The organism is Streptomyces ortus (assembly GCF_026341275.1).
Lineage (GTDB): Bacteria > Actinomycetota > Actinomycetes > Streptomycetales > Streptomycetaceae > Streptomyces > Streptomyces ortus.
Map to the genome: position 1 here is coordinate 545,819 of NZ_JAIFZO010000001.1, position 22,419 is coordinate 568,237.

General features: G+C 70.5%; 15 protein-coding genes. 4 read left to right on the plus strand and 11 right to left on the minus strand.

The features are described 5' to 3' along the window. Nucleotides 1–120 precede the first annotated feature (120 nt). The gene (locus K3769_RS40850; protein ID WP_267024692.1) at nt 121–1,272 is read left to right on the plus strand and encodes an SGNH/GDSL hydrolase family protein; all 1,152 of its coding nucleotides are present in this window, start codon (nt 121–123) and stop codon (nt 1,270–1,272) included. 239 nt (nt 1,273–1,511) lie between these two features. Here K3769_RS40850 and K3769_RS02220 read toward each other — a convergent pair whose 3' ends face one another. Together K3769_RS02220 and K3769_RS02225 are read right to left on the minus strand one after the other, a co-directional pair. Then, on the minus strand, nt 1,512–2,753 hold the full coding sequence (locus tag K3769_RS02220; protein WP_267024693.1) for an MFS transporter: 1,242 nt from the start codon (nt 2,751–2,753) through the stop codon (nt 1,512–1,514). Nucleotides 2,754–2,805: 52 nt separating this feature from the next. Then, a complete protein-coding gene (locus K3769_RS02225; protein WP_267024694.1) occupies nt 2,806–3,543 on the minus strand; it encodes a FadR/GntR family transcriptional regulator in 738 nt (245 codons plus the stop codon). A gap of 125 nt (nt 3,544–3,668) precedes the next feature. Between K3769_RS02225 and K3769_RS02230 the strand changes: the two genes are divergently transcribed. Next, entirely contained in the window at nt 3,669–5,405 is a 1,737-nt protein-coding gene (locus K3769_RS02230; protein WP_267024695.1) for an IlvD/Edd family dehydratase, read from the plus strand. Between the two features lie 68 nt (nt 5,406–5,473). After that, the gene (locus K3769_RS02235) at nt 5,474–6,697 is read left to right on the plus strand and encodes a fumarylacetoacetate hydrolase family protein (RefSeq protein ID WP_267024696.1); all 1,224 of its coding nucleotides are present in this window, start codon (nt 5,474–5,476) and stop codon (nt 6,695–6,697) included. 24 nt (nt 6,698–6,721) lie between these two features. Here the strand turns inward: K3769_RS02235 and K3769_RS02240 are convergent, their stop codons facing one another. From K3769_RS02240 to K3769_RS02255, 4 genes are all read right to left on the minus strand, one after another. Further along, nucleotides 6,722–9,103: a beta-xylosidase/alpha-l-arabinosidase gene (locus K3769_RS02240; protein ID WP_267024697.1), complete on the minus strand. Its 2,382-nt coding sequence runs from the start codon at nt 9,101–9,103 to the stop codon at nt 6,722–6,724. Between the two features lie 76 nt (nt 9,104–9,179). Next, on the minus strand, nt 9,180–10,076 hold the full coding sequence (locus K3769_RS02245) for a carbohydrate ABC transporter permease (protein ID WP_267024698.1): 897 nt from the start codon (nt 10,074–10,076) through the stop codon (nt 9,180–9,182). Between the two features lies 1 nt (nt 10,077). Next, entirely contained in the window at nt 10,078–10,980 is a 903-nt protein-coding gene (locus K3769_RS02250; RefSeq protein WP_267024699.1) for a carbohydrate ABC transporter permease, read from the minus strand. Beyond that, nucleotides 10,977–12,284 carry an extracellular solute-binding protein gene (locus K3769_RS02255; protein WP_267024700.1) on the minus strand — a complete coding sequence of 436 codons (1,308 nt, stop codon included), beginning with the start codon at nt 12,282–12,284 and terminating at the stop codon, nt 10,977–10,979. The genes K3769_RS02250 and K3769_RS02255 overlap by 4 nt, the downstream gene beginning before the upstream one ends. Before the next feature lie 376 nt (nt 12,285–12,660). Between K3769_RS02255 and K3769_RS02260 the strand changes: the two genes are divergently transcribed. Then, the gene (locus tag K3769_RS02260) at nt 12,661–13,677 is read left to right on the plus strand and encodes a LacI family DNA-binding transcriptional regulator (RefSeq protein WP_267024701.1); all 1,017 of its coding nucleotides are present in this window, start codon (nt 12,661–12,663) and stop codon (nt 13,675–13,677) included. A gap of 22 nt (nt 13,678–13,699) precedes the next feature. Here the strand turns inward: K3769_RS02260 and K3769_RS02265 are convergent, their stop codons facing one another. The 5 genes from K3769_RS02265 to K3769_RS02285 form a co-directional block, all read right to left on the minus strand. Further along, nucleotides 13,700–15,568, minus strand: coding sequence for a leucine-rich repeat domain-containing protein (locus K3769_RS02265; protein WP_267024702.1), 1,869 nt, complete (start codon nt 15,566–15,568; stop codon nt 13,700–13,702). 192 nt (nt 15,569–15,760) lie between these two features. After that, nucleotides 15,761–18,004: an MMPL family transporter gene (locus K3769_RS02270; protein ID WP_267024703.1), complete on the minus strand. Its 2,244-nt coding sequence runs from the start codon at nt 18,002–18,004 to the stop codon at nt 15,761–15,763. Between the two features lie 225 nt (nt 18,005–18,229). After that, entirely contained in the window at nt 18,230–18,910 is a 681-nt protein-coding gene (locus tag K3769_RS02275; RefSeq protein WP_267024704.1) for a response regulator transcription factor, read from the minus strand. Further along, nucleotides 18,907–20,142: a sensor histidine kinase gene (locus K3769_RS02280; RefSeq protein ID WP_267024705.1), complete on the minus strand. Its 1,236-nt coding sequence runs from the start codon at nt 20,140–20,142 to the stop codon at nt 18,907–18,909. The genes K3769_RS02275 and K3769_RS02280 overlap by 4 nt, the downstream gene beginning before the upstream one ends. Before the next feature lie 7 nt (nt 20,143–20,149). After that, nucleotides 20,150–22,405, minus strand: a complete 2,256-nt coding sequence (locus tag K3769_RS02285) for an MMPL family transporter (protein ID WP_267024706.1) — start codon at nt 22,403–22,405, stop codon at nt 20,150–20,152. Between the last annotated feature and the right edge of the window lie 14 nt (nt 22,406–22,419).

Below are 22,419 nucleotides of genomic sequence, written 5' to 3' on the forward strand. Positions count from 1 at the left end.
TCGAACTCGTCGAGTACCAACACCCTCAAGCAACCCCTCCACCAATACGGTCAAGAGAAGGGCAACGCCATCAACAACACAGCCAACTCCGAAGGTTCGGCCCCGCACACAGGTGCATGGGTGCGTACGTGGGGCGCATCCCCGCAGGCACCGGACAACTCCGTCAGCTGCATCGATCCGTTCGAGGACGCGACGCTGCGGCAGATCGTCCGCATCACAGGCGGCGGACACCGCATCCGCATCCGAGTCAGCAACGAATACGGAACCGCACCGCTGACCATCGGCGCCGCTCGTGTCGCCCTCACGGACACCGACGACACACTGCAACACGGAAGCGGTCATGCGGTGACCTTCAGCGGCCGGTCGGCCGCCACCGTGCCGGTGGGCGCACCGATCCTCAGTGACCCCATCGATCTGCGGACCGCCGACTTGTCTCGGCTGACCATCAGCCTCCACCTGCCTGGCCGAGTCGACACCGCAACCTGCCACGGAACCTTCCACGCGCTCGGCTGGCTCATACCCGGCGACGCGACCGCCCTCACGTCACCACCCGCGGACGCCGCTCCCTTGCCGGCGCAAGCCCTGATCACGGCCGTGGAAGTGCAGCCCGAGGCACCGACCCAGGCCATCGCCGTGATCGGCGACTCCCGTGTCGATGGCATGGGATCCACCCCTGGCACCGACCGACGCTGGACGGACAGACTCGCCGAACGTCTCGCAGCCCGCGGCGGACAGGCACTCTGCGTGGTCAACCAGGGCATCAGCGGCAACCGCATGCTCAACGACGGCATCGGCACCGCCGCCCTTGCCCGCTTCGACCGCGACATCCTCGCCACGCCCGGCCTCGGCCATGTGGTGATCGCCGTGGGCAACGACCTCGTCTTCTCCTTCGCCCCACACACCGAGGAGACCGCAGGTCTCCTCTCGATGTTCCCCGGCACACCCGTCGGTGTCGACGACATCATCGCCGCACACCTCCAACTGGTGGCACGCGCCCGCGCACACGGTGTGAAGGCCCACGCGGCGACCATAGCGCCCTACGGCAGCTCGGAACTGTACTCGGCCGAAGGTGACAAGGCGCGCGAGGAGGTCAACACGTGGATACGCACGAGCGACACCTTCGACGGCATACTCGACTTCGACGCCGTCTGGCGCGACCCCGCCGACTCCACCCACATCCGCAGTGACCTGCACATGGGTGACCACCTTCACGGCAATGACGCGGGCTATGCCGCCCTCGCGGAATCCATCGACCTCTCCCTCTTCAACTGACCGATGGCAGGGGCGGTTTCTGAGCGACGATGCGGCAGAAGGTCCCCCGAACGCCTCCGACAGTGCCGCGGCAGCGCGGCACATACGGCGACCGCTCATGGCGAAGTAGTCATACGTTTCGCGCTCTTCGGCGGGAGGCCGGGCGGGGGCAGGCCCGCCGACAGTCGGGATGAGGCGCCCACTTAGGGCGAGGCGAGTGTGCGATGGCGGTCGGCGAGAATGCGGCGGCGCGACGCGCCTCAGCGGACGGCGAGGGTCCCACGGGCGAACGCCCAGATGATCAGGGCGGCGGCGAGCAGGGCGCCGGCGCCCGTCATGACCAGCGTCCAGCCGCCGCCCTGCCACAGCACGGTGGCCAGCGCGGACCCGATCGTGCCGCCGATGAAGTTGCCGCTGACGAAAGCGGTGTTGAGCCGGCTGCGGCTCTGCGGTTCCACGCTCATCAGCCGGGTCTGGTTGAGTACGTTGACGGTCTGGATCCCGATGTCCAGCACCAGCACCGCGATCAGGACGGCGACGACCGAGTGGGCGCCGATGCCGCCGACTACGACCGCGACCAGGGCAAGCAGCAGTCCCGCACCGGTTCCCCGCACCGACCAGCCGCGATCATGGAGCAGGCCGGCTCGGCGGGCGGCCAGCGCACCGGCCAGACCGACAAGGCCGACCAGCCCGATCCGGGTGACCGAGTACTCGTACGGAGGAGCGCTGAGCAGGAAGGTCAAAGCGGTCCAGAACAGGGTGAAGACCATCATCGCAAGGCTGCTCAGGACCATGGTGATCTGTACGGACCGGTGGCGGCGCACCGTGGTGAGCACCGACATCAACAGCGCGGGATAGCCGGCTGAGGCACGGGCCGGGATGTCCGGCAGCACCCGGGCCAGTACGGCGGCGAGAACCACCATGAGTGCTGCTGCCAGCCAGTAGATGGCGCGCCAGCCGAACGCGTCGGCGACCAGTCCGCTCACTGTTCGTGACACAAGGATGCCGATGAGGATCCCGGACGCGACCGTGCCGACGACCTGACCGCGCTGGTCGTCACGTGCCAGATCACCGGCGAGCGGTACCAGCAGTTGCCCGGCCACCGTGGTCACCCCGACCAGCGCGAGCGCGACCAGCAGCGCAGCGAAGTTCGGTGCGATGGCGCCCGCCACGAGCGCGGCGGCTGAAGCAAGCATGATCGCGGGAATGAGCCGGCGCCGGCTGAGACGGTCACCCAGCGGCACCACCAGGAACGTCCCCACCGTGTAGCCGATCTGCGTCAGGGTGACCAGCAGTCCGGCAGATCCAGGGCTTACGTGCAACGCTCCGGCGATCGTGTCGAGCAGGGGCTGTGCCCAGTACAGGTTGCCGACCGCCGCTCCCGCCGCGATCGCGAAGAGCACCGTCGTACCGGAGCCCATTCCACCAGGCCCGGGCCCCGGGACGGGTACGCGAGAGGCGGAGGTGGGTGCGGCCTTGGACGCCGTGAACTTTTCCGTCATGGAATGAGGTAATCACGCTGGTCAACTGCGTGGCAGAACCCGCCGAACAAGGTCACGTGCCCGGCGGCCCGGGCGACCGGGTGATCTCCTGGTCGGCGGCTTCGATGATGGCCAGTACGGCTGCCGCCGCGGCGGCGGGATCGCGGGCCTCGACGGCCCGTACGACATCGCGGTGACCCGGCAGCGAGGCTTCCACCGCGCCGGGGGTCCGGGTGCTGACGACGAAGCTGTGTTCCAGCGCGATGTCGACGGCACGGCCCAGCGAGCCGAGCAGGCGGTTGCCGCCGGCGTCGAGCAGGGCCCGGTGGAAGGCGATGTCGGCCTCGACGTAGCCACTGCGGCCGGGTCTCGCCGCCGCGGCCTCCATGGCCGCCAGGCAGTCGTACAGGACGCGTACGTCCTCGGGCCCGGCCCGCTCGGCGGCGAGCCGGGCCGCCGCGGGCTCGACGATCCGGCGCAGTTCACCGGTGTCGCGCAGCAGAGCCGCGGAGTCCCCGGCCTGTTTCCAGCGCAGCACGTCACGGTCGAGGTGGTTCCACTGCTCCGGGGGCAGAACGCGGGTGCCGGTGCGCGGGCGCACGTGCAGCATCCCCTTGGCCACCAGCGACTTGACCGCTTCCCGCAGCAGTCCCCGGCTGACGCCGATCTCGGCGGCGAGCGCGTCCTCGACCGGCAGCGGATCCCCGGGCTCCCACGCGCCGCCCACGATGCGCCGTCCCAGCTCGTCGACCACCCGCTGGTGCGTGGTCGGAAAGTGCGCCACGATCTCCGCTCGCCCCCTGGACGCCATTCATCGAATCATTTAATGATTGTCATACAGGGTACGGCCCGCGGGGCCGCATCCGGGAACACCCCATCGCGAAGCGGAACACCCCATCGCGAAGCGGACGACGACCGAGCCACGGGAGTACCTGTATGACCGACGGTCAGAGGACGAGCCGCCGCAGCCAGGCATGGTTCGGCGCACAGGGCCGCAGCGGGATGGTGTACCGCTCCTGGATGCGCAACCAAGGACTCGGGCACGAGGTGTTCGACGGGCGCCCCGTCATCGGGATCGCGACCAGCGCCTCCGAGCTCGCCCCCTGCAACGCCCATCTGACCCGCGTCGCCGAAGCCGTCAGGCGCGGCGTGTGGCAGGCGGGCGGCCTGCCGCTCGTGTTCCCCACCATGGCCACCGGCGAGACCCTGATGCGCCCCACCGCCATGCTGTACCGCAACCTCATGGCCATGGAGGTCGAGGAGCTGATCCGGGCCAATCCCCTCGACGGTGTCGTCCTGCTGTCCGGCTGCGACAAGACGACCCCCGCCATGCTCATGGGCGCCGCCAGCGTCGACCTGCCCGCCGTCATGGTCACCGGCGGGCCGATGCTCAACGGCAAGTACCGGGGCCAGGACGTGGGATCCGGCACCCATGTCTGGAAGTTCGAGGAGGACCTGAAGACCGGCCGGATGACCGAGGAGGAGTGCTTCTTCGCGGAAGGGTGCATGGCCCGCTCCGAGGGGCACTGCATGACGATGGGAACCGCCTCGACGATGGCCTGCGTGGCCGAGGCGCTCGGTATGCAGCTGCCGGGCTCGGCGGCCTGGCCCGCGGTCGACTCCCGGCGGATGGAGACCGCCCAGGCGGCGGGACAGCGCATCGTGACGATGGTGGAGGAGGAGCTGCGCCCCTCGCGGATCCTGACCCGGGAGGCGTTCGAGAACGCCATCCGGGTCAACGCGGCCATCGGCGGCTCCACGAACGCGGTCATCCATCTCACCGCCCTCGCCGGACGCGTCGGCGTCGAGCTGGACCTGCGGGACTTCGACGACCTGGTCCGCGCGGTGCCGACCCTGGTCAACCTGATGCCCAGCGGCACCTACCTCATGGAGGACTTCTGCTACGCGGGCGGCCTGCCCGCCGTCATGTCCGAACTGCTCGGCGGCGGGCTGCTGCACGGCGGACGGATCACGGTCACCGGACGCACCGTCGCCGAGAACCTGGAGAAGGCCGAACGGATCGACTCCGACGTCATCACCGGCCTCGACGCCCCCTTCCAGCCCGCCGGCACCGGTATCGCCGTCCTGCGCGGCAACCTGTGCCCCGACGGCGCCGTGATCAAGCAGTCCGCCGCCTCACCGCACCTGCTCACCCACCGCGGTCCCGCACGTGTCTTCGACTCTCCCGAGGCCTACCACGAGGTGGCCGACGACCCGGACCTCGACATCGACGAGAACACCGTCATCGTCATCCGCAACGCCGGCCCCAAGGGCTATCCCGGCATGCCCGAGGTCTCCAACGTCCCGCTCCCCGCCAAGCTGCTGAAGGCCGGCGTCAAGGACATGGTGCGGATCTGTGACGGCCGGATGAGCGGCACCGGGTACGGGACGGTGGTCCTGCACGTGGCGCCCGAGGCCGCCGTCGGCGGACCCCTCGCCCTGGTGCAGGACGGGGACACCATCGTCCTCGACGTCCCGGAACGCGTCCTGCGCCTGGACGTGGACGACGCCGAACTCACGCGACGCCGGCAGGCCTGGCGGGCACCTGCCGAGCGGCACACCAGCGGCTACGCCTGGCTCTACACCCAGAACGTGCAACAGGCCGACCAGGGCGCCGACTTCGGTTTCCTGCGCGGAAGCCGCGGACACGAGGTACCCCGCGACTCCCACTGACCGCCGTGCAGCGCCCGCCCCCGGCCACCCCGGTCGGCGCACCCCTCGAATCCAGGAGAGCATCGATCGTGGAACCGGCAGCAGCGCGCCCTCGCCCCACCGGGGACAGGACACAGGCCCTCACCACCGGCTCCGTCCTTCCGGAGGACGCCGACCGGGCCGCCCTGGTGGCACGCGTCCACGATCCGGAACAGGGCGGACCCTGTGTGGCCGCGGTCCGCGGCGAGCGGCTCGTCGACCTGACGGCCCTCGCACCCACCGTCTCGGACCTCATGGAACGCGACGACGCGGCGGCAGTCGTCCGCGAGGCCGACGGCGGACACACCTGGCACCTGGCCGAACTGCTCGCCGCACCGGCCGGCCGCCGTGACGTCGCGCACCTGCTCGCCCCCGTCGATCTGCAGGTGATCAAGGCCGCCGGCGTCACCTTCGCCCGGAGTCTGCTGGAACGCGTCATCGAGGAGCGCACGGGCGGCGATCCGACCCAGGCCGCGCGGGTCCGCGCCCGCGTCGGACAGCTGGTGGGCGGCACGCTCGACGGCATCCGTCCCGGCTCGCCCGAAGCGGACAAGGCGAAGGAACTGCTCGTCTCCGAAGGACTGTGGTCGCAGTACCTGGAGGTCGGGATCGGCCCGGACCCGGAAGTGTTCACCAAGGCCCCGGTCCTGTCCGCGGTCGGCACCGGCGCCGACATCGGAGTGCTCGGTGCCTCGGTGTGGAACAACCCCGAGCCCGAGGCCGTCCTCGTCGTGGACTCGCGCGGCCGGGTACGCGGCGCGACGCTCGGCAACGACGTCAACCTCCGCGACATCGAGGGGCGCAGCGCCCTGCTGCTGGCCCGGGCGAAGGACAACAACGCCTCCTGCGCGATCGGCCCGTTCGTCCGCCTGCTCGACGAGGACTTCGACCTCGACACCGTACGCGGGATCGACATCGACCTGCGGATCGACGGCGCGGACGGCTACGTACTGCACGGCAGCAGTTCCATGCGGGAGATCAGCCGCGACGTACTGGACCTGGTGGCCGCCACGCACGGCCCGCACCATCAATACCCCGACGGGTTCGTGCTGTTCACCGGAACGCTGTTCGCCCCCACCGAGGACCGGCACGCACCCGGCGCGGGCTTCACCCACGAGTACGGCGACCTCGTGCGGATCTCCAGCCCGCGCCTGGGCGCTCTGGTCAACACCGTCGTCCCCAGCGAGCAGGCCGCGCCGTGGACGTACGGCGTAGGAGCGCTGATGCGCGACCTCGCCCGGCGCGGCGTGCTCCGAGACGACCGGGACTCGTGACGGACGACCGCCGCCGAGTCCCGCTCACGCCCGGGTGACGGGCTCCTGCACGACGGTGGCATGCAGACGCCGCGTGTGATCCACCTGGCGCTCGGCCCCGGTCAGCGTCACTCCGGCCGTCAGGCGCGCATCCGCGCTGGAGGCGGCCAACCGCAGTTCCAGCGCGCCCGGTTCGACGACGCGCCGGCCGTCGCGTCCGGTGAAGGAGGCGAGGTCGGCCGGAACCGTGACACGCAGGCGCCGTGCCTCGCCCGGCCGCAGCGCGACCCGGGCATAGCCGATCAGGCGCTGCACCGGCTGGACGACGGAGGCGACCGGGTCGTGCAGATAGAGCTGGACCACCTCGGTCCCGGACCGCCCGCCCGTGTTGCGGACGGTGAACGCGAGCGCGAACTCGCCGTCGGTCGGGGCCTCCTGGACGTCCACGCTCAGATCCGTCCAGTCGAAGCGCGTATAGGACAGACCGTGACCGAAGGCGAACGCGGGCGTCGGGTCGATGCTGGACACCTCACTGGCGTGGGCGAGCCGCGCCCCGAGGTACGTGGCCGGCTGCGAGCCCGGCCCGCGCGGCACACCGACCGGCAGACGTCCCGAGGGATCGGTACGGCCGCTGAGCACCCCGGCGATCGCACGCGTGCCCTCCTCACCCGGGAAGAAGGACTGCACGATCGCGGCGGACTCCTCCACGGCACGGCCGAGGGCGTACGGGCGTCCCGCGAGGAGCACGGTGACCAGAGGTGTCTCCAGGTCGAGCAGGGTGTCGAGCAGGTGCTGCTGCGCGCCGGGCAGCGCCAGTGTCTCGACGTCGCACCCCTCGCCGCTGGTGCCCCGCCCGAAGAGTCCGGCGCGGTCGCCGAGCACCGCCAGCGCGACGTCCGCCTCGCGGGCCGCCCGCGCGGCCTCCTGGATCCCTGACACGTCTCCGTCGTCGACCCCGGTGCCGCGGACGACCGTGATCTCGGCGTCGGGGAACTCCGCGGACAGGGCGTCGCGCAGCGTGGGCAGCTCGATGCCGAGCGGGGTCCCGGGGTGGCGGACGCCGATGTGCTGGGGGAAGGAGTAGCAGCCCAGTACGGCGACCGGCTCGTCGGCGTTGGGACCGAGCAGGGCGATACGGCGCGGCCTTCCGAGCGGCAGGGTGCCGTCGTTGCTGAGCAGCACGACCGCTTCCTCGGCGACCGTGCGGGCCAGCGCGCGGTTCTCCGGAGTGTCCAGGTCGATGCGGCCGCGCAGGGCGGCCGGGTCGTCCAGGTCCGCGCCGTCGAGCGCGGCCGGCAGCGGAGTCCAGTCCGGGTCGAGCAGGCCGAGGAGCACCTTCTGGGTGAGGGTCCGGCGCAGGGCGCGATCCACCAGCGCCTCGGGTACGCGGCCGTCGGCGACGGCCTCGGCCAGGGGCGCGCCGTACGTCTTGACGTTGGGCAGTTCGACGTCGACGCCTGCCTTCAGGGCGGTGCCGGCGGCGCCGGCCCAGTCGGCCGCGACGCCGTGCAGGGTGGTGAGGAAGGCGATGGCGAAGTAGTCGGCGACGACGGTGCCGTCGAAGCCCCAGGTGTCGCGCAGCAGGCCGGTGAGCAGGTCCTCGTCGGCCGCGGAGGGCATGCCGTCGGTGTCGGTGTAGGCGTTCATCACCGACCGGGCGCCGCCTTCACGGATCGCCATCTCGAACGGAGGCAGCAGCACGTCGGCACGCTCCCGCGGGCCCATGGAGGAGGGCGCGAGGTTACGGCCGGCGCGCGAGGCCGAGTAGCCGGCGAAGTGCTTGAGGGTGGCGACGATCCCGGCGGATTCGAGGCCCTGTACGTAGGCCGTCCCGATGCTGCCGACGAGGTACGGGTCCTCGCCGATGGTCTCCTCGACGCGGCCCCAGCGGGCGTCGCGCACCACGTCGAGCACGGGCGCCAAACCCTGGTGGACGCCGACGGCACGCATGTCGCGGCCGATGGCGGCTGCCATGCGCCGCACCACGTCCGGATCGAAGGTGGCGCCCCAGGACAGCGGAACGGGGTAGGCCGTGGCCCCCCAGGCGGCGAAGCCGGCCAGACACTCGTCATGGGCGAGCGCGGGGATGCCGAACCGGTTCGAGGCGGCGATACGGGTCTGGGTGCGGGCCAGTGAGAGCGCGCCCAGAGCGGGGTCCACCGGGACCGTGCCGAAGGGCCGGGTCAACTGGCCGAGGCCGGTGGGCAGGAGGGCGTCGAGATCGACGGCCTCCTCCATGTCGTGCTGGTAGGGGGCCACTTCACCGCCCTGGTCGGAGGCGCCCACCCATACTCCGTACAGCTGGGCGATCTTCTCCTGGAGGGTCATCGCGCCGATCAGGGCGTCGACTCTCGCGGTGACGGGAACGGTCGGATCGTTCCAGAGGCGGATTCCGGGGGTGTTCTCTACAACCACGTCGGCGTTCACTTTCCTCCTACGCCCCTCAGGGCCTTGACCGGGGCGTGCGGGGCGAACAGGTGGACGAGCGGGACGTCGGCACGGCTCACCGGCTGAATCCCGCGGTCAGACCGCTCAGCAGCTGGCGTCGGCCGAACGCGTACAGCACCAGGACGGGCAGGGTGGTCAGGACGACGGCGGCGACGACGGCCGGGACATTGACGCCGTACTGGCCCTGGAAGGTCCACAGTGCGAGCGGTAGGGTCCGGCGGTCGGGGCTCTGCGTCAGGATGAGCGGCAGCAGGAATCCGTTCCAGATGGTCAGAGCGTTGAAGATGGTCACGGTGAGGATCGCCGGCCGGGTGAGCGGTGCCGCCAGCCGCCACAGCGTCGTCCATTCGGTGGCGCCGTCGACCCGCATCGAGTCGAACAGCTCCTTGGGCACGTCGCGGATGAAGTTGGAGAGCACCAGGACGGACAGCGGAATGGCGAAGGCGATCGACGGAAGGATCAGCGCCAGCAGACTGTCGTACAGCTGCAGCTTGATGATGATCAGGTAGACCGGGATCACCGTCGCCTGCAGCGGGATGGCCAGGCCCATGAGGAAGAGCCCGTTCATGGCCCGCATGACCGGCATGCGCCAACCGCGGACGATCGCGTACGCGGCCATGAAGGAGAACAGGACCGCCGGCACCACGGCACCGGCGGTGACCACGACACTGTTCACGAGGTAGCGCAGGAAGTCGGCCTCGATGACCAGCCGGTAGTTGTCCAGAGTCGGGTCGCCCGTGGGCACCAGCGGGTTGCTCGCGTAGTAGCGGTTCTGGGCCTTGAAGCTGGTGATGAGGGTCCAGTACAGGGGGATGACGACGACGCCGAGCCAGAGCCATCCGGCCAGCCCACCCGCCCAGTTGCGGCCGCGGGCCGTCCGGCGGGGGTGGCGTGGCCGCTCGCGCTGGACGGTCTTCTGAGGTCGTCGCGACCCGGTCAGCGTGGTGGTCACGTCAGGCCCCCTCGAGTTGGCTCGCGCCGGCGTCCCGGCCCCCGAGCCGGCGCAGCATCAGGGCCAGCGCCAGACCGACCAGGACCAGGATGACCGCGATGGCGCTGGCCGGTCCCATCAGGCTGGCCTGGAAGCCCCGTTTGTACATGTCCAGTGCGAGGACCCGGGTGGCGTCCCCGGGACCGCCCTCGGTGAGGACGAAGATGAGGTCGAAGAAGGTCAGTGACCCGACCACCATCAGGGTGGACGAGGTGATGATGGTGTACTTCAGCTGCGGCAGCGTGATGCTGAAGAACTGCCTGATCCGGCCGGCGCCGTCCAACTGCGCTGCCTCGTAGAGGGACTTCGGGATCTGCTGCACACCGCCCTGGTAGATCAGGGAGTGGAACGGGATGAACTGCCAGGAGACGACGAAGACGACGACCCCGAACGCGAGCCAGGGCCGCCCCAGCCAGTCCTGGCTGAGCACCTGGATCTTCAGTCCGGCACCGAGTCCGAAGTTGGGATCGAGCAGGGCCTTGTACGCGAGCGCGATCGCAGCGGAGCTGAGCATCAGCGGGACGAAGTACACCACGCCCAGCAGGGCACGGTAGCGCTGGCGGCCCGCCATGAACGTGCCGAGCAGAATGCACACGGGTGTCTGCACGAGCCAGGACACCACCATCACCATGAACGTCACGCCCAGGGCGTGCGGCAGCCCGGGGTCGGTGAGCACCGCACGCCAACTCGTCAGTCCCGACACATGGATGGCGCCTATCCCGTCCCAGGTGGTGAAACTCAGCGCGAAGACGCCGACGAGCGGGATCACGGCGAAGCCGACGTAGATCACCAGCGCCGGCGTCGCCAGCCACGGCAGGATGCTGCGCGGTGTGCGACGCCGCCGCTGATCGGTGAGTGAACTCATGTGCTGGTGACCGCGTTGAGGTTGGCGGCGAACTGCTTGGGTGAGACGGACAGTTGGAACAACTTGACGATGTTGTCCAGCAGGGTCTCGGCGGCCGTCGGACTGAGCGCCTGGTCCCAGGACTGACCGAACGTCTGGGCCTTGGTGGCGACGTCGTAGGTGAACTGCAGGAAGTCAGCGTTCTTGGCCGCCGCCAGCAGCTTCTCGGTGCCCAGCCGAATCGGCACCGATCCGTTGTCGATCCACTTCTTCACCTCCTCGTCCTGCAGGACGCCTTTGGCGAAGAAGTCCTTGGCGATCTTCTTCTGGTCCTTGTCGGCCTTGGAGGAGAGGGAGAGGTACTGGGCCGGGTTGCCGACGGTGTTGCCCGGATCGCCCTTGCCGCCCTCGACGGGCGGGAAGTTCATGTAGCCGAGCCCGCCGTCGGAGACGAAGTCCCCGCCTCGGGCCTGCTGGATGCCGTACGACCAGGCGCCGTGCAGCATCATCGCGGCCCTGCCGGTGTACAGCAGCGCCTGGTCGGCGTTGGAGTCCGCGGTGATCGAGGAGAAGCCCTTGATGAATCCGCCGGCCTTGACCAGCTCCTGCACCTTGGTCAGCGCGGTGATGGCGTCCGGGTTGGACCAGGCGTTCTTCTCGCCCTCGGTGATGGCCTGGAAGACCTCAGGACCGCCGATGCGGTCGAACAGGAACTCCAGCCACATCATGTTCGTCCACCGGGACTGGCCGCCGAGGGAGAACGGCGCTATGCCCTTGGCCTTGAACTTGGGCACCAGGTCCATGATGTCGTCCCAGGACTTCGGCGGTTTCACCCCGACCTGGTCGAAGACCTTGCGGTTGTAGTAGAGGATGATCGGCTGCACGGTCTCGCCCGGCAACGCGTAGATCTTTCCGTCGACGGTCGCCGCGGCGAACGAGGACGGCAGCAGCCGCTTCTTGACCTCGGGATGCTCGTCGAACCACGGCGTGAGGTCCTCGACCTGGCCCGCCTTCACGTAGGTGCGCAGCGTCCCGCCGCCCCAGCCCCAGATGATGGTGGGCGCCTTCCCGGCACCGATGGCTGTCTTGATCTTCGTCTTGTAGGCGTCGTTCTGGAACGTGGTGTCCTTGATCTGCTCCTTGGGGTGGGCCTTGTTGAACGCGTCCACCGCGCCGGCTCTGACACCTTCCTGCGGTTGACCGTTCAGGTACCAGTACGTGGCCTTGCCTCCGTCGCCGGGGCCGGACGAGCCGCAGCCCGCCAGCGCCGCGGAGGCCGGCACGCCGGCGGCCAGACCGAGAAGAGTACGTCGGGAGAGCGCCATGTTTTCTCCGCACTGAGAGCCATCGGCTTCTCGTGAGTCATGGTGAAAGGTTTTCGTAACAGTCTTCTCTGAACTCTGTGCACGCAAATTAGGTTTCGGGCTGATGCCGTGTCAAGACGTGTGCAGACCCCTTGTTGCGGCGCGATCAGCTGCGTGGACGCGGCCGAAAACACCCCGCAAGATCCTTGGAGCATCCCGAAACCATTTCGGAATCGGCTGCTTGACGGCGAAGATGATACGAACGACGGTGGTGAGCGGGGTCGCGCGGCCCCGGACGGGCCCGGTTCGGGTTGCCGTACGGTTGACCGGTTCCACCCGCGTCGCCGGCCCGGCCGGGGACTCACCACACCGGTGGACGTACAGCTGGGAGGAACCGATGCGACCGAACGCCAGGCGCACCACCTTGGCGGACATCGCTCTGGCGGCCGGAGTCTCCGTCGCGACCGTGTCCAAAGTGGTCAACGGTCGCGGGGACGTGGCGCCGCACACCCGCACCCGGGTGCAGGAACTGCTGCATCAGCACGACTACCTCGCGCCCGTGTTCCGCCACACCGAGGCCGTCGAGAGCCCGACCATCGAGGTGCAGTTCAAGGGCGGCCTCACCACGTACGTGGCCGACGCCCTGGAAGGCATCATCGACTCGGCCGCCGAATCGGGTGCCTCGGTGGTGATCAGCAAGGCGTCCCGTGCCCCGCACTGGGCCCGGGACCTGGTCTCGGCCGGGCGCCGCGCGGTCATCGCGATCACCAGCGTGTACACCACGGCGCATCTCAACGAACTCGCCCGGTCCGGGCTGCCGTTGGTCGTGCTGGACCCCCTGCACCTGCCGGACAGCCGGGTCAACAGCGTCGGGGCGACCAACTTCGCCGGCGGTCTGGCCGCGACCCGGCATCTGCTCTCCCTGGGCCACCGCCGTGTCGCCTACATCGGCGGACCGGCCATGGCCGTCTGCGCCCAGGCACGGATGCACGGCTACCGCGCCGCCCTGGAGGCGGAAGGAGCGCAGGTGCCCGACGCCTACGTCCGGCCCGGAGAGTTCACCTACGAGACCGGGCTGCTCGGTGCCAGGGCGCTGCTGGACCTGCCGGAGCCGCCGACGGCCGTCTTCGCGGGCAACGACGAGATAGCCGTCGGTGTCATCGAGACGGCCCGCACCCGGGGCCTGCGCGTCCCCGAGGACCTGAGCGTGGTCGGCTTCGACGACACGAGCCTCGCGCAGATGGCCTCACCGCCCCTGACCACCGTGCGCCAGCCGCTACGGGAGATGGGCGGTGCCGCCCTGCGTACCGCCCTGCGACTGGCCAACGGCGAGAAGGTCGAGTCCCACCACATCGAACTCGCCACCGAACTCGTGGTACGCGCCTCAACGGCCCCGCCGCGCGAAGGGGGTTGAGCGCGGCGGGGGTCGCGGGCGGTCAGCGCCGGTCGATCGCGAGCCCGCGGGCCGCGAGTTCGGCCAGGACGGGGTGGCGGCGGCCCTGCAGGATGTCCCCGTTCATCTGGAGCGACTTGTTGAGCCGGCGCAACGACTTCATCTCCAGCAGGGGTTCGATCTCGGTGAGGGAGTGGTGGCCGCCGAAGAGGAGTTCGCTGAGGTCGGGCAGGTCGACCAGCGTGCTGATGTCCGTGATCTCGTCCAGGTAGCCCATGCGCAGGGACTGGAGCGACGTGAGACCGGCCAGTGGCGACAGGTCCCGCCACTCCAGGTGCGAGAGGTGGAGCCGGGTCAGGGAGCCGAGAGCGGGAAAGTCGGTCAGCCGCGGGAGGCGGTCCACGCTCATGACCCGCAGGTCGGGGCACTTCTCCAGGACGCCGAGCGAGTCGAGGCTCGTGGTCCGTACGAATGTCAGGTCGGTGACCGGGGTGCCGGCCAGCCCGCCGATGTCCGTCAGCGCTTCGCATTCGCGCACGCCGACCTTGCTCAGCGCGGTCAGTCCGCCGAGCCGGCCGAGGTCGCTGAGCGAGGGAAGATCGCTGAACTCCAGTGCACGCAAGGTCGGCAGATCACCCATGTCACCGGGGCTGCTCATGCTGTCGGTACGGCTGACGGACAGCTCCTCCAGGGCACTGCGGGAGTCGAGGCCGGTGAGTTCCAACAGCCCCAGGCACCTGTCCAGGCCGAGTTGACGCAGGCCGGGGAGGGAGGCGAACGGGGAGAGGTCCCGGATCAGGTCCAGCCCCTCCAGGTGAAGCCGGAACGCGGTGCCGAGACCGGCCAGGGGCGTGACGTCCGCCAGCGCGGGGCAGTCCTCGAAGGTGATCTTCTCCAGGGAGGGCAGGGATGCCACTCCCACGACGGAGGCGAACCGTTCGCTGTTCGCGATCCGCACATCCGTCAGGTGCGCCAGCGTGGAGAGTCCGTTCAGGTCGAACAGGTCCGGGCAGCCCTTGACCGCCAGGGTCGTCAGCCGGGGGTGCTGGCCGAGACCGCGGAAGGACCGGAACCGGGGGCAGTCCTCGATGACCAGCTCGGAGAGGTCGGTCGCCGCGGCGAGGCCGGTCAGGTCACGAAGCTGCTTGCAGCTTTCGAGGCGCAGGGAGGTGAGCGCGGGCACGTTCGTCAGACCGGTCAGGTCCGCGACGGCCGTCCAGCCGAGGTCGAGGTGGGTGAGGCGGGTCAGACCGGAGAGCTGCGCCGGGGACTTGAAGGACCGGCAGCCGCGCAGGTTCAGGTGTTCGAGCAGCGGGAACGCCGCCGGGAAATCGGCCACCGACCTGACCCGGGTGATGCTCAGATCCAGATACCGCAGTTGTCCGAGGGACAGCAGGGGCTTGACGTCGGACACCGGCCGGCAGCGGTGCAGGCTCAGCCAGGAGAGCTGGGTGAGACCGCTGAGGGGGGTCAGGTCCTCGATTCCCGCGCAGCCGTTCAGGTCGAGGTGGCGCAGTTCGGTGAGTGGGCCGAGATCCGTGAGGTCGGTTATCTCCTTGCAGCGGTCCACCGTCAGCGTGCGCAGCATGGTGAGGTGCCGCAGGCCCGACAGCGAGGTCACTCGCTTCAGTGTCAGCTCCGTGCGGCCTTCACGGCGGAAGGCCGGCGCCAGCAGGGTCGCGGCAAAGCCGTCCGGGTCGCCGGCTGTCGGCCACAGGCGCAGCAGCGTGGTCAGGGCGAGGTTCGCGACCGGTGCGAAGCGGGCGGCCAGCTTCAGCGCGGCGCCGTCGTCGACGATCGCCACCAGTTCTCGCACGGCCGCGCGGGCCTGGGTCTGGTTCGCCGTTTCGAGCAGGGCGGAATGGACCGACACGAGTTCGTCCGGGGCTCCGCCGCCGGTGGTCGAAGTCATGGCCAGAACCCTACAACTCCGTTGCTGACGCGACCCGCACGGCCGTCATGCGGTCCTCCCGCGCAACCCCGAGGAGATGTCCGGCCATCTGCCCGACGTGGCCGTCGCCCTGGTGATCGCCGTCCACGTCACCGGCCAGAACGTGACAGGTCCCGGGCGCCGTGCGGCGCCCGGGACCGAGGACCGGGGGAGTCAGACCCCGGCCGAGCTCTTCTTGTCCGGCGAAGCCTCCACCGCGGGCCCGGCGGGCGCGGACGTCGGCGCGGGACCGCCTTCGCTGAGGCCGTACCGTGCGTGGAAGGCGCGCAGGAAACCGGGCGCGTACCAGGCCGAGCGGCCGAGCAGACGCATCGCGGCGGGTACGAGGACACCGCGGACGGCGATGGCGTCGAGGAGGACGGCGAGTCCGCTGCCGAGGCCGAACATCTGCATGAAGCTGAGCTGGGACGTGCCGAAGGCGAAGAAACTCACCGCGAGCAGACAGGCCGCCGCGCTGACGATGCGTCCGGTGTGGCCGAGACCGTCGACCACGGCGGACTCGTTGTCCGCGCCCTGGTCGTGGAGTTCCTTGATGCGGCTGGTGACGAAGACCTCGTAGTCCATGGAAAGGCCGAAGGCGATGCAGAACATCAGCACGGTCATCGACACCTCCATCGGCTGCGCGGTGAACCCGAGCGGCGAGGAGAGGTTGCCGTCCTGGAAGATCCAGGTCATCACGCCGAGGGTGGCCGCCAGGCTGATCATGTTGAGGGCCAGCGCGCGCACCGGCTGCACGATGCTGCCCGTGAACAGGAAGAGCAGCAGGAACGTGGTGAGGACGACCAGGGCCACCGCGAGGGGAAGCCCGTCGGCGACTGACTTCTTGGCGTCGACGAGTACGGCGTCCGTTCCTCCGACCAGGGGATGTGCTCCGGCGGGCGGGGTGACCGAGCGTATCTGCCCGACCAGGTCCTCGGCGGCGTCCGACTTCGGTGTCAGGCTGCTCACCACACTGATCCGCTGCGCGTCGGGCCGGCCGAGGGCGGCGTTGGCGGGGCCGCTCGCCGCGGACTGCCCCCGGCTGTAGGTTCCCGCACTGGTCTCGACCCTCACCACGCCTTTGAGCGCGGCCAGTTGCCCCGCGTACGAGGCCAACGGGCCCTTGTCCACGGGCTGGTCGATGGCGATGTTCAGAGCCGAGTCCGCACTGCCGCCGAAGTGTTCCCGCAGCACCTGCGAGACCTGGCGGCTCTCGGCGTCCTCGGGGAGCACGCGCTCGTCCGGCGTGCCGAAGGTGATGTTCAGCAGCGGGCTCGCCGCGAACAGCAGGACGGCGAGGACGGGCAGCGCGGTGAGGGCGGGCCGCCGCATCACGGTACGGGCCAGCCGTCCCCACAGAGGTGTGCGGGTGTCGGACCGCCGCGTCCCGACCCATGGCAGCCGCTCGCTGTTGACGCGGTGCCCCAGCACCTTCAGCAGGGCCGGCATCACGAACAGCGTGCTGAGGGCGGCGATGGCGACGACACCGACTCCGGCGAAGCCGAACGAGCGCAGGAAGTACTGCGGGAACACCAGCAGTGCCGCCAGGGCCGCCGCCACCGTCGCGGCGGAGAAGGCGACCGTGCGGCCCGCCGTGTGCACCGTGCGCCGGACGGCGTCGTCCACGCTCGCCCCGGCGGTGAGCTGCTCCCGGAAGCGGCTGACCATCAGCAGGGCGTAGTCGATGCCCAGTCCGAGGCCCAGAGCGGTGGTGAGGTTGGTCGCGGTGTCGGCGACATCGGTGACACTGCCGAGCAGGAAGAGCTGGGCGAACGAGCCCATGATGGCGATGATCGCGATGACCAGCGGCAGCAGGGCCGCGACCACGCTGCCGAAGACGAACAGGAGCAGCAGCAGGGTCAGCGGGATAGCGATCGCCTCGGCGAGGATGAGGTCGTCGACCACCTGCTTGGAAAGGCCGGCGCCGACGGCGGCGCTCCCTCCGGCCTGCACGGTCAGGGTGTCCTTGTACGGACCGCTGAAGGTGTCGACGATTTCTTTGGCGTTCTCGCGCTGCTCGGTGGGGTCGCCCCGCACATGGGCGAGCACCATGGCCTCGCGGCCGTCCTTGGTGCGCAGGTCGGGGCTGTTCGTCTCCCAGTACGAGACGACGTTGCCGAGCCGTTCGTCCTTCTTGAGGTCGGCCGTCAGGGCCCGGCCGCTCTCCTTGGAGGCGGGGGTGTCGATACGGCCGCCGGGGGAGCGGACCAGGAGGACGAGGTTGACCTCGCCGCCGAACTTCTCGTCGATGACGGCCGCCGCCCGCGTGGACGCGGAGTCGGGGTCGTCGAAGCCGCCACCCTTCAGCTTGTCGAAGGCGCCCGCGCCCACGACGCCCATGAGGGCCACGGCCAGGGCGGCGACGACCAGGACCAGCCGAGACCGGCGGATCGCCAATTCGGCCATGCGTTCGAACACGGGATGTCTCCTTCGAAGTTCCTCGGTGGGAGGCGAGAGCGTCGGCCGAACCGGGGCCGCAGTCGGATTCGGATTCGGCACAATGCGTCACGGGCCCCACGCCTCGTCGGAGGGGGCGCGGGCCGCGCTCTTCGTCGCCGAGAACGACGCTAGTGAGACAATCACTTCTTTGGCAGGAGGAGATTTACCTAACACTGTCAGGCAGAACGCCCTCCGGGCCGCTCCCTACGGCATACCGTCGGGAGCGGTCCGGGCCAGGCCCGTCCGGTAGGCGATGACGACGAGCTGGGCCCGGTCGCGGGCCTCCAGCTTCGTCATGGCCCGCTGCACGTGGGCGCGTACGGTGAAAGGGCTGAGGAACATCCGCTCGGCGATCTCCTGGTTGGACAGCCCGGTAGCCACCAGTGCCACCATCTCGCGTTCGCGCGGGGTGAGTACGGCGAGCTGTTCGGCGTGCCGCGGCAGGGCGTCGTCCGGCGTGGCCAGGAAACGGGCCACCAGGGAACGGGTCGCGGCGGGCGACAGCAGAGTCTCGCCCTCCGCGATCGTCCGTACGGCGTCCAGCAGGTCCTCGGCCCCGATGCCCTTGCCGATGAAGCCGCCGGCCCCCGCGCGCAGCGCCTGGGCGACGTACTCGTCGGTCTCGTACGTGGTGAGGATCAGGATGCGGCTGGTACGCAGCTCCGGGTCCGCGCAGATCTCCGAGGTGGCCGTGAGACCGTCCACCTCGGGCATGCGGATGTCCATGACCACCACGTCCGGGCGCAGTTCGCGGGTGAGGCGCACCGCCTCCCTGCCGTCGCCCGCCTCGCCGACCACGGTGATGTCGTCGGCGCTGTCGAGCAGCAGCCGGAAGGCACCGCGCAGCAGGGCCTGATCATCGGCGAGAAGCACCCTGAGCGTCACCGTGCGTCTCCGTTGTCCCCGGTCTCCTTGGCGGGCGGGAGGGGCAGTTCGGCGGAGACCAGGAAGCCGCCCTCCGCCCGGCCGCCCGCGGAGAGACGGCCTCCGACGGCGGTGGCCCGCTCCCGCATCCCGATCAGGCCGAAGCCGGGCGGCGGCCGGTCCGTGGCCGTGGACGCGTTCGGCAGCGCGCGCGTGCCCCCTCCGTCGTCGGTGACCGTGAGGGTCAGGCGGTCGCGGTGCCAGCCGAGGCGCACCCGGGCGCTGCGGGTACCGGAGTGTTTGGTCACGTTGGTCAGGGCCTCCTGGACGATGCGGTAGGCGGTGAGGTCCACTCCCGGCGGCAGCGGCCGGGCCGTGCCCTCCTGCCGCACCGACACCTCGAGCCCCGCGCGGTGGAAGGACTCGACGAGCGTGGACAGCCGGGACAAGCCGGGTGCCGGTTCGGCGGGCGCCGCCGCGTCCCCGGACTGCCGCAACAGGCCGACGGTGGCGCGCAGTTCGTCGAGCGCGTGGCCGGTGGTCTCGATCAGCTCCCCGAGGCTCCTGCGGGTCTGCTCCGGGCGGGTGTCGAAGAGGTGGGCGGCGACCGTGGCCTGCGCGTTGGCCAGGGTGATCTGATGGGCCACGAGGTCGTGCAACTCGCGGGCGATACGCACCCGTTCCTCCGCCACCCGCCGGCCCGCCTCCCGGTCCCGGCTCTCCTCGGCCCGCCGGGCCCGCTCCTCCACGGCTGCCAGATAGGCCCGCCGGTTGCGCACCGAGTGACCGAGCACACCGGCCATCAGCGGGAACGCCGCCATCACTCCTATCCGGCTCGCGTCCTGCCACGACAGGTCCCCGCTCAGGGGGACGGACGCGACCAGCAGCACCGCGGCCCCGAGCGACACCGCGCCCGCCGCGCGCCGTTCGGTGCGCGCGGCGAGCGAGTAGGAGTAGGCGGTGATCACGGCGGGGGCCGCGATGAGCGGGCTCAGCAGGAGACCCAGGGGTGGTACGAGGGCGCCGGCCGCGGTCGTGGTCGCCAGCGCGGCCAGGGGTGCCCGGTGCCGCAGCGGCAGCACGGCACAGGACACCACGGCGATGAAGCAGGCGGCCAGGGGCGGCGCCGACAGCGTGTCGTCGACCTGGATCACGCCGCCGAGCAGACAGAGCACGAACGCCGTCGCCGTGACCGCCGCCTCCCGCCACCGCGTGCGGCGTGATCGCGGGCCGCCGTGCCCTGTGTCCGCCATGGCCGGTTCAGCGCCGGCCGACGGGGAACCGCGGCGCCGCAGCGCCCGGTCCGGTCACCACGCCCGGGCCCGAGGCCGGGGCGTGCCCGCTCAGTGCCTCACCCTCGATGTCCACGTTCGGCAGCACGCGGTTCAGGATACGGGGCAGCCACCAGGCACGGTGGCCGAGCAGCGCCAGGACCGCGGGCGCCAGCGCCATCCGGACCACGAAGGCGTCGAAGGCCACGGCGGCGGCCAGACCGACGCCCATCGTCTGGATGGTCGGGCTGCTCATCCCGACGAAACCGCCGAACACACTGATCATGATGATCGCCGCCGCGGCCACCACCCGTCCGCTGTGCCGGAAGCCGCTCACGACCGCCTCGCCGGGGGACGCGCCATGCACGTAGGCCTCCCGCATCCGGGTGAGGAGGAAGACCTCGTAGTCCATCGCGAGGCCGAACACTATGCCGATGATCAGGATCGGCATCAGCGACATGACCGGCCCGGTCTGCTCGATGCCGAGCAGGTCCGCCGCCCAGCCCCACTGGAAGACGGCGACGAGGACGCCGAAGGCGGCCCCCACCGACAGCAGGAAGCCGAGCGCGGCCTTGACCGGCACCAGGAGCGAGCGGAAGACAACCGTCAGGAGGAGGACCGCCAGGCCGATGACCACGGTCAGATAGGGGAGAAGGGCGTCGGACATGGCTTCGGAGATGTCGATGTTCAACGCGGTCGTACCGGTCACCAGGACGGTGGCACCCGTGCCGGCCTCGACACCGGAGACCGCGCCCCGGATCGCCTGGACCAGCTCCTTGGTCTCGCCGCTGGCCGGCGCGGTCCGCGGGACGGCGGTGAGGACGGCCGTGTCCCCGGTCCGGCTGCGCACCGGATCCCCGACCGAGGCGACCCCGTCGACTCCCCGTACGGTCTTGACGACGAGGTCCGTCGCGGTCCGGGCGTCCTTGGCGTCCGAGGTGTCCACGACCACGGTCAACGGGCCGTTGAAACCGGGGCCGAAGCCTTCCGACAGCAGGTCGTAGGCGCGGCGCTGGGTGGTCTCCACCGACTTGGACTCGTCGCCGGGCAACCCCAGTTCCAGGCTCAGCGCCGGCAGGGCGACCACCCCGAGACCGAGTACGGCGGTCAGCAGCACGGCACCCGGCCGGCGCAGCACGAACCGCGCCCAGCGGGCACCGAGCCCGGCCCGGCCCTCCGCGGTGGGCAGGGGGGAAGCCTGCTCCTTGCCGGGCCGGACGGCCCGGCGGACGGCCCGGGACAGCACCCGGCGGCCGAAGAAACCGAACAGCGCGGGGACCAGGGTCAGCGCGACGAGCACGGCGAGGGCCACGGCGCCCGCGCCGCCCAGCCCCATCTTCGTCAGTTCGGGGATGCCGACGACACCCAGTCCGACCAGGGCGATGAAGACGGTCGCGCCGGCGAAGACGACGGCCGATCCGGCCGTGCCCACCGCCCGCCCGGCGGCCTCCTCCGGGTCGCTGCCCCGGGCCCACTCGTCGCGGAAGCGGGAGGTGATGAAGAGCGCGTAGTCGATGCCGACCGCGAGACCCAGCATCAGCGCCAGGATGGCCACGGTGGACGTCAGGCCCAGCGGCACCGCCAGCGCCGAGACCAGGCCGAAGGCGATGGCCACGCCCACGAGGGCGGTCAGCAGCGACAGCCCGGCCGCGACCAGCGACCCGAGGGCGAGGACGAGGACCACCGCGGCCACGGCCACGCCGATGATCTCCGTCGTGCCGCCCGGCTCCTCCTCCGCGTCCAGGGCGGAACCGCCGATCTCGACGGTCAGCCCCGCGTCCCGGCCCCGGCCCGCGGCGCTTTCGAGGGCGCTCTTCGTCGGCCCGGTCAGGTCGACGGCGGCCACGGCGTAGGTGACCGTTGAGTAGGCGATGGTGCCGTCCTCGCTGACGGCGCCGGACGCATAGGGGTCGGAGGCCGACGCGACCTGATCGCTGCCGTCCAGTGAACCGACGGTGTCCTCGACGGCCGCCCTGTTCTTCCCCGCCGTCACCCGCTGCCCGGCCGGGGCCCGGAACACCAATCGTGCCTCGGCGCCCTGGGAGTTGCTCTCCGGGAAGCGCTCGTCGAGCAGGTCGAACGCCTTCTGCGACTCGGTGCCGGGCATGGCGAGGTCCTCCTCCGCCCCGGCCGGTGCCAGGGCTGCGGCGGCCACGGCCAGCACCAGGGCTCCCAGCCACAGACCGCCCACGAGCCGCCTGCGCCGGAAGGCCCACCGTCCGATCCGGTAAAGAAAAGTCGCCATCTGTCGATCACTCC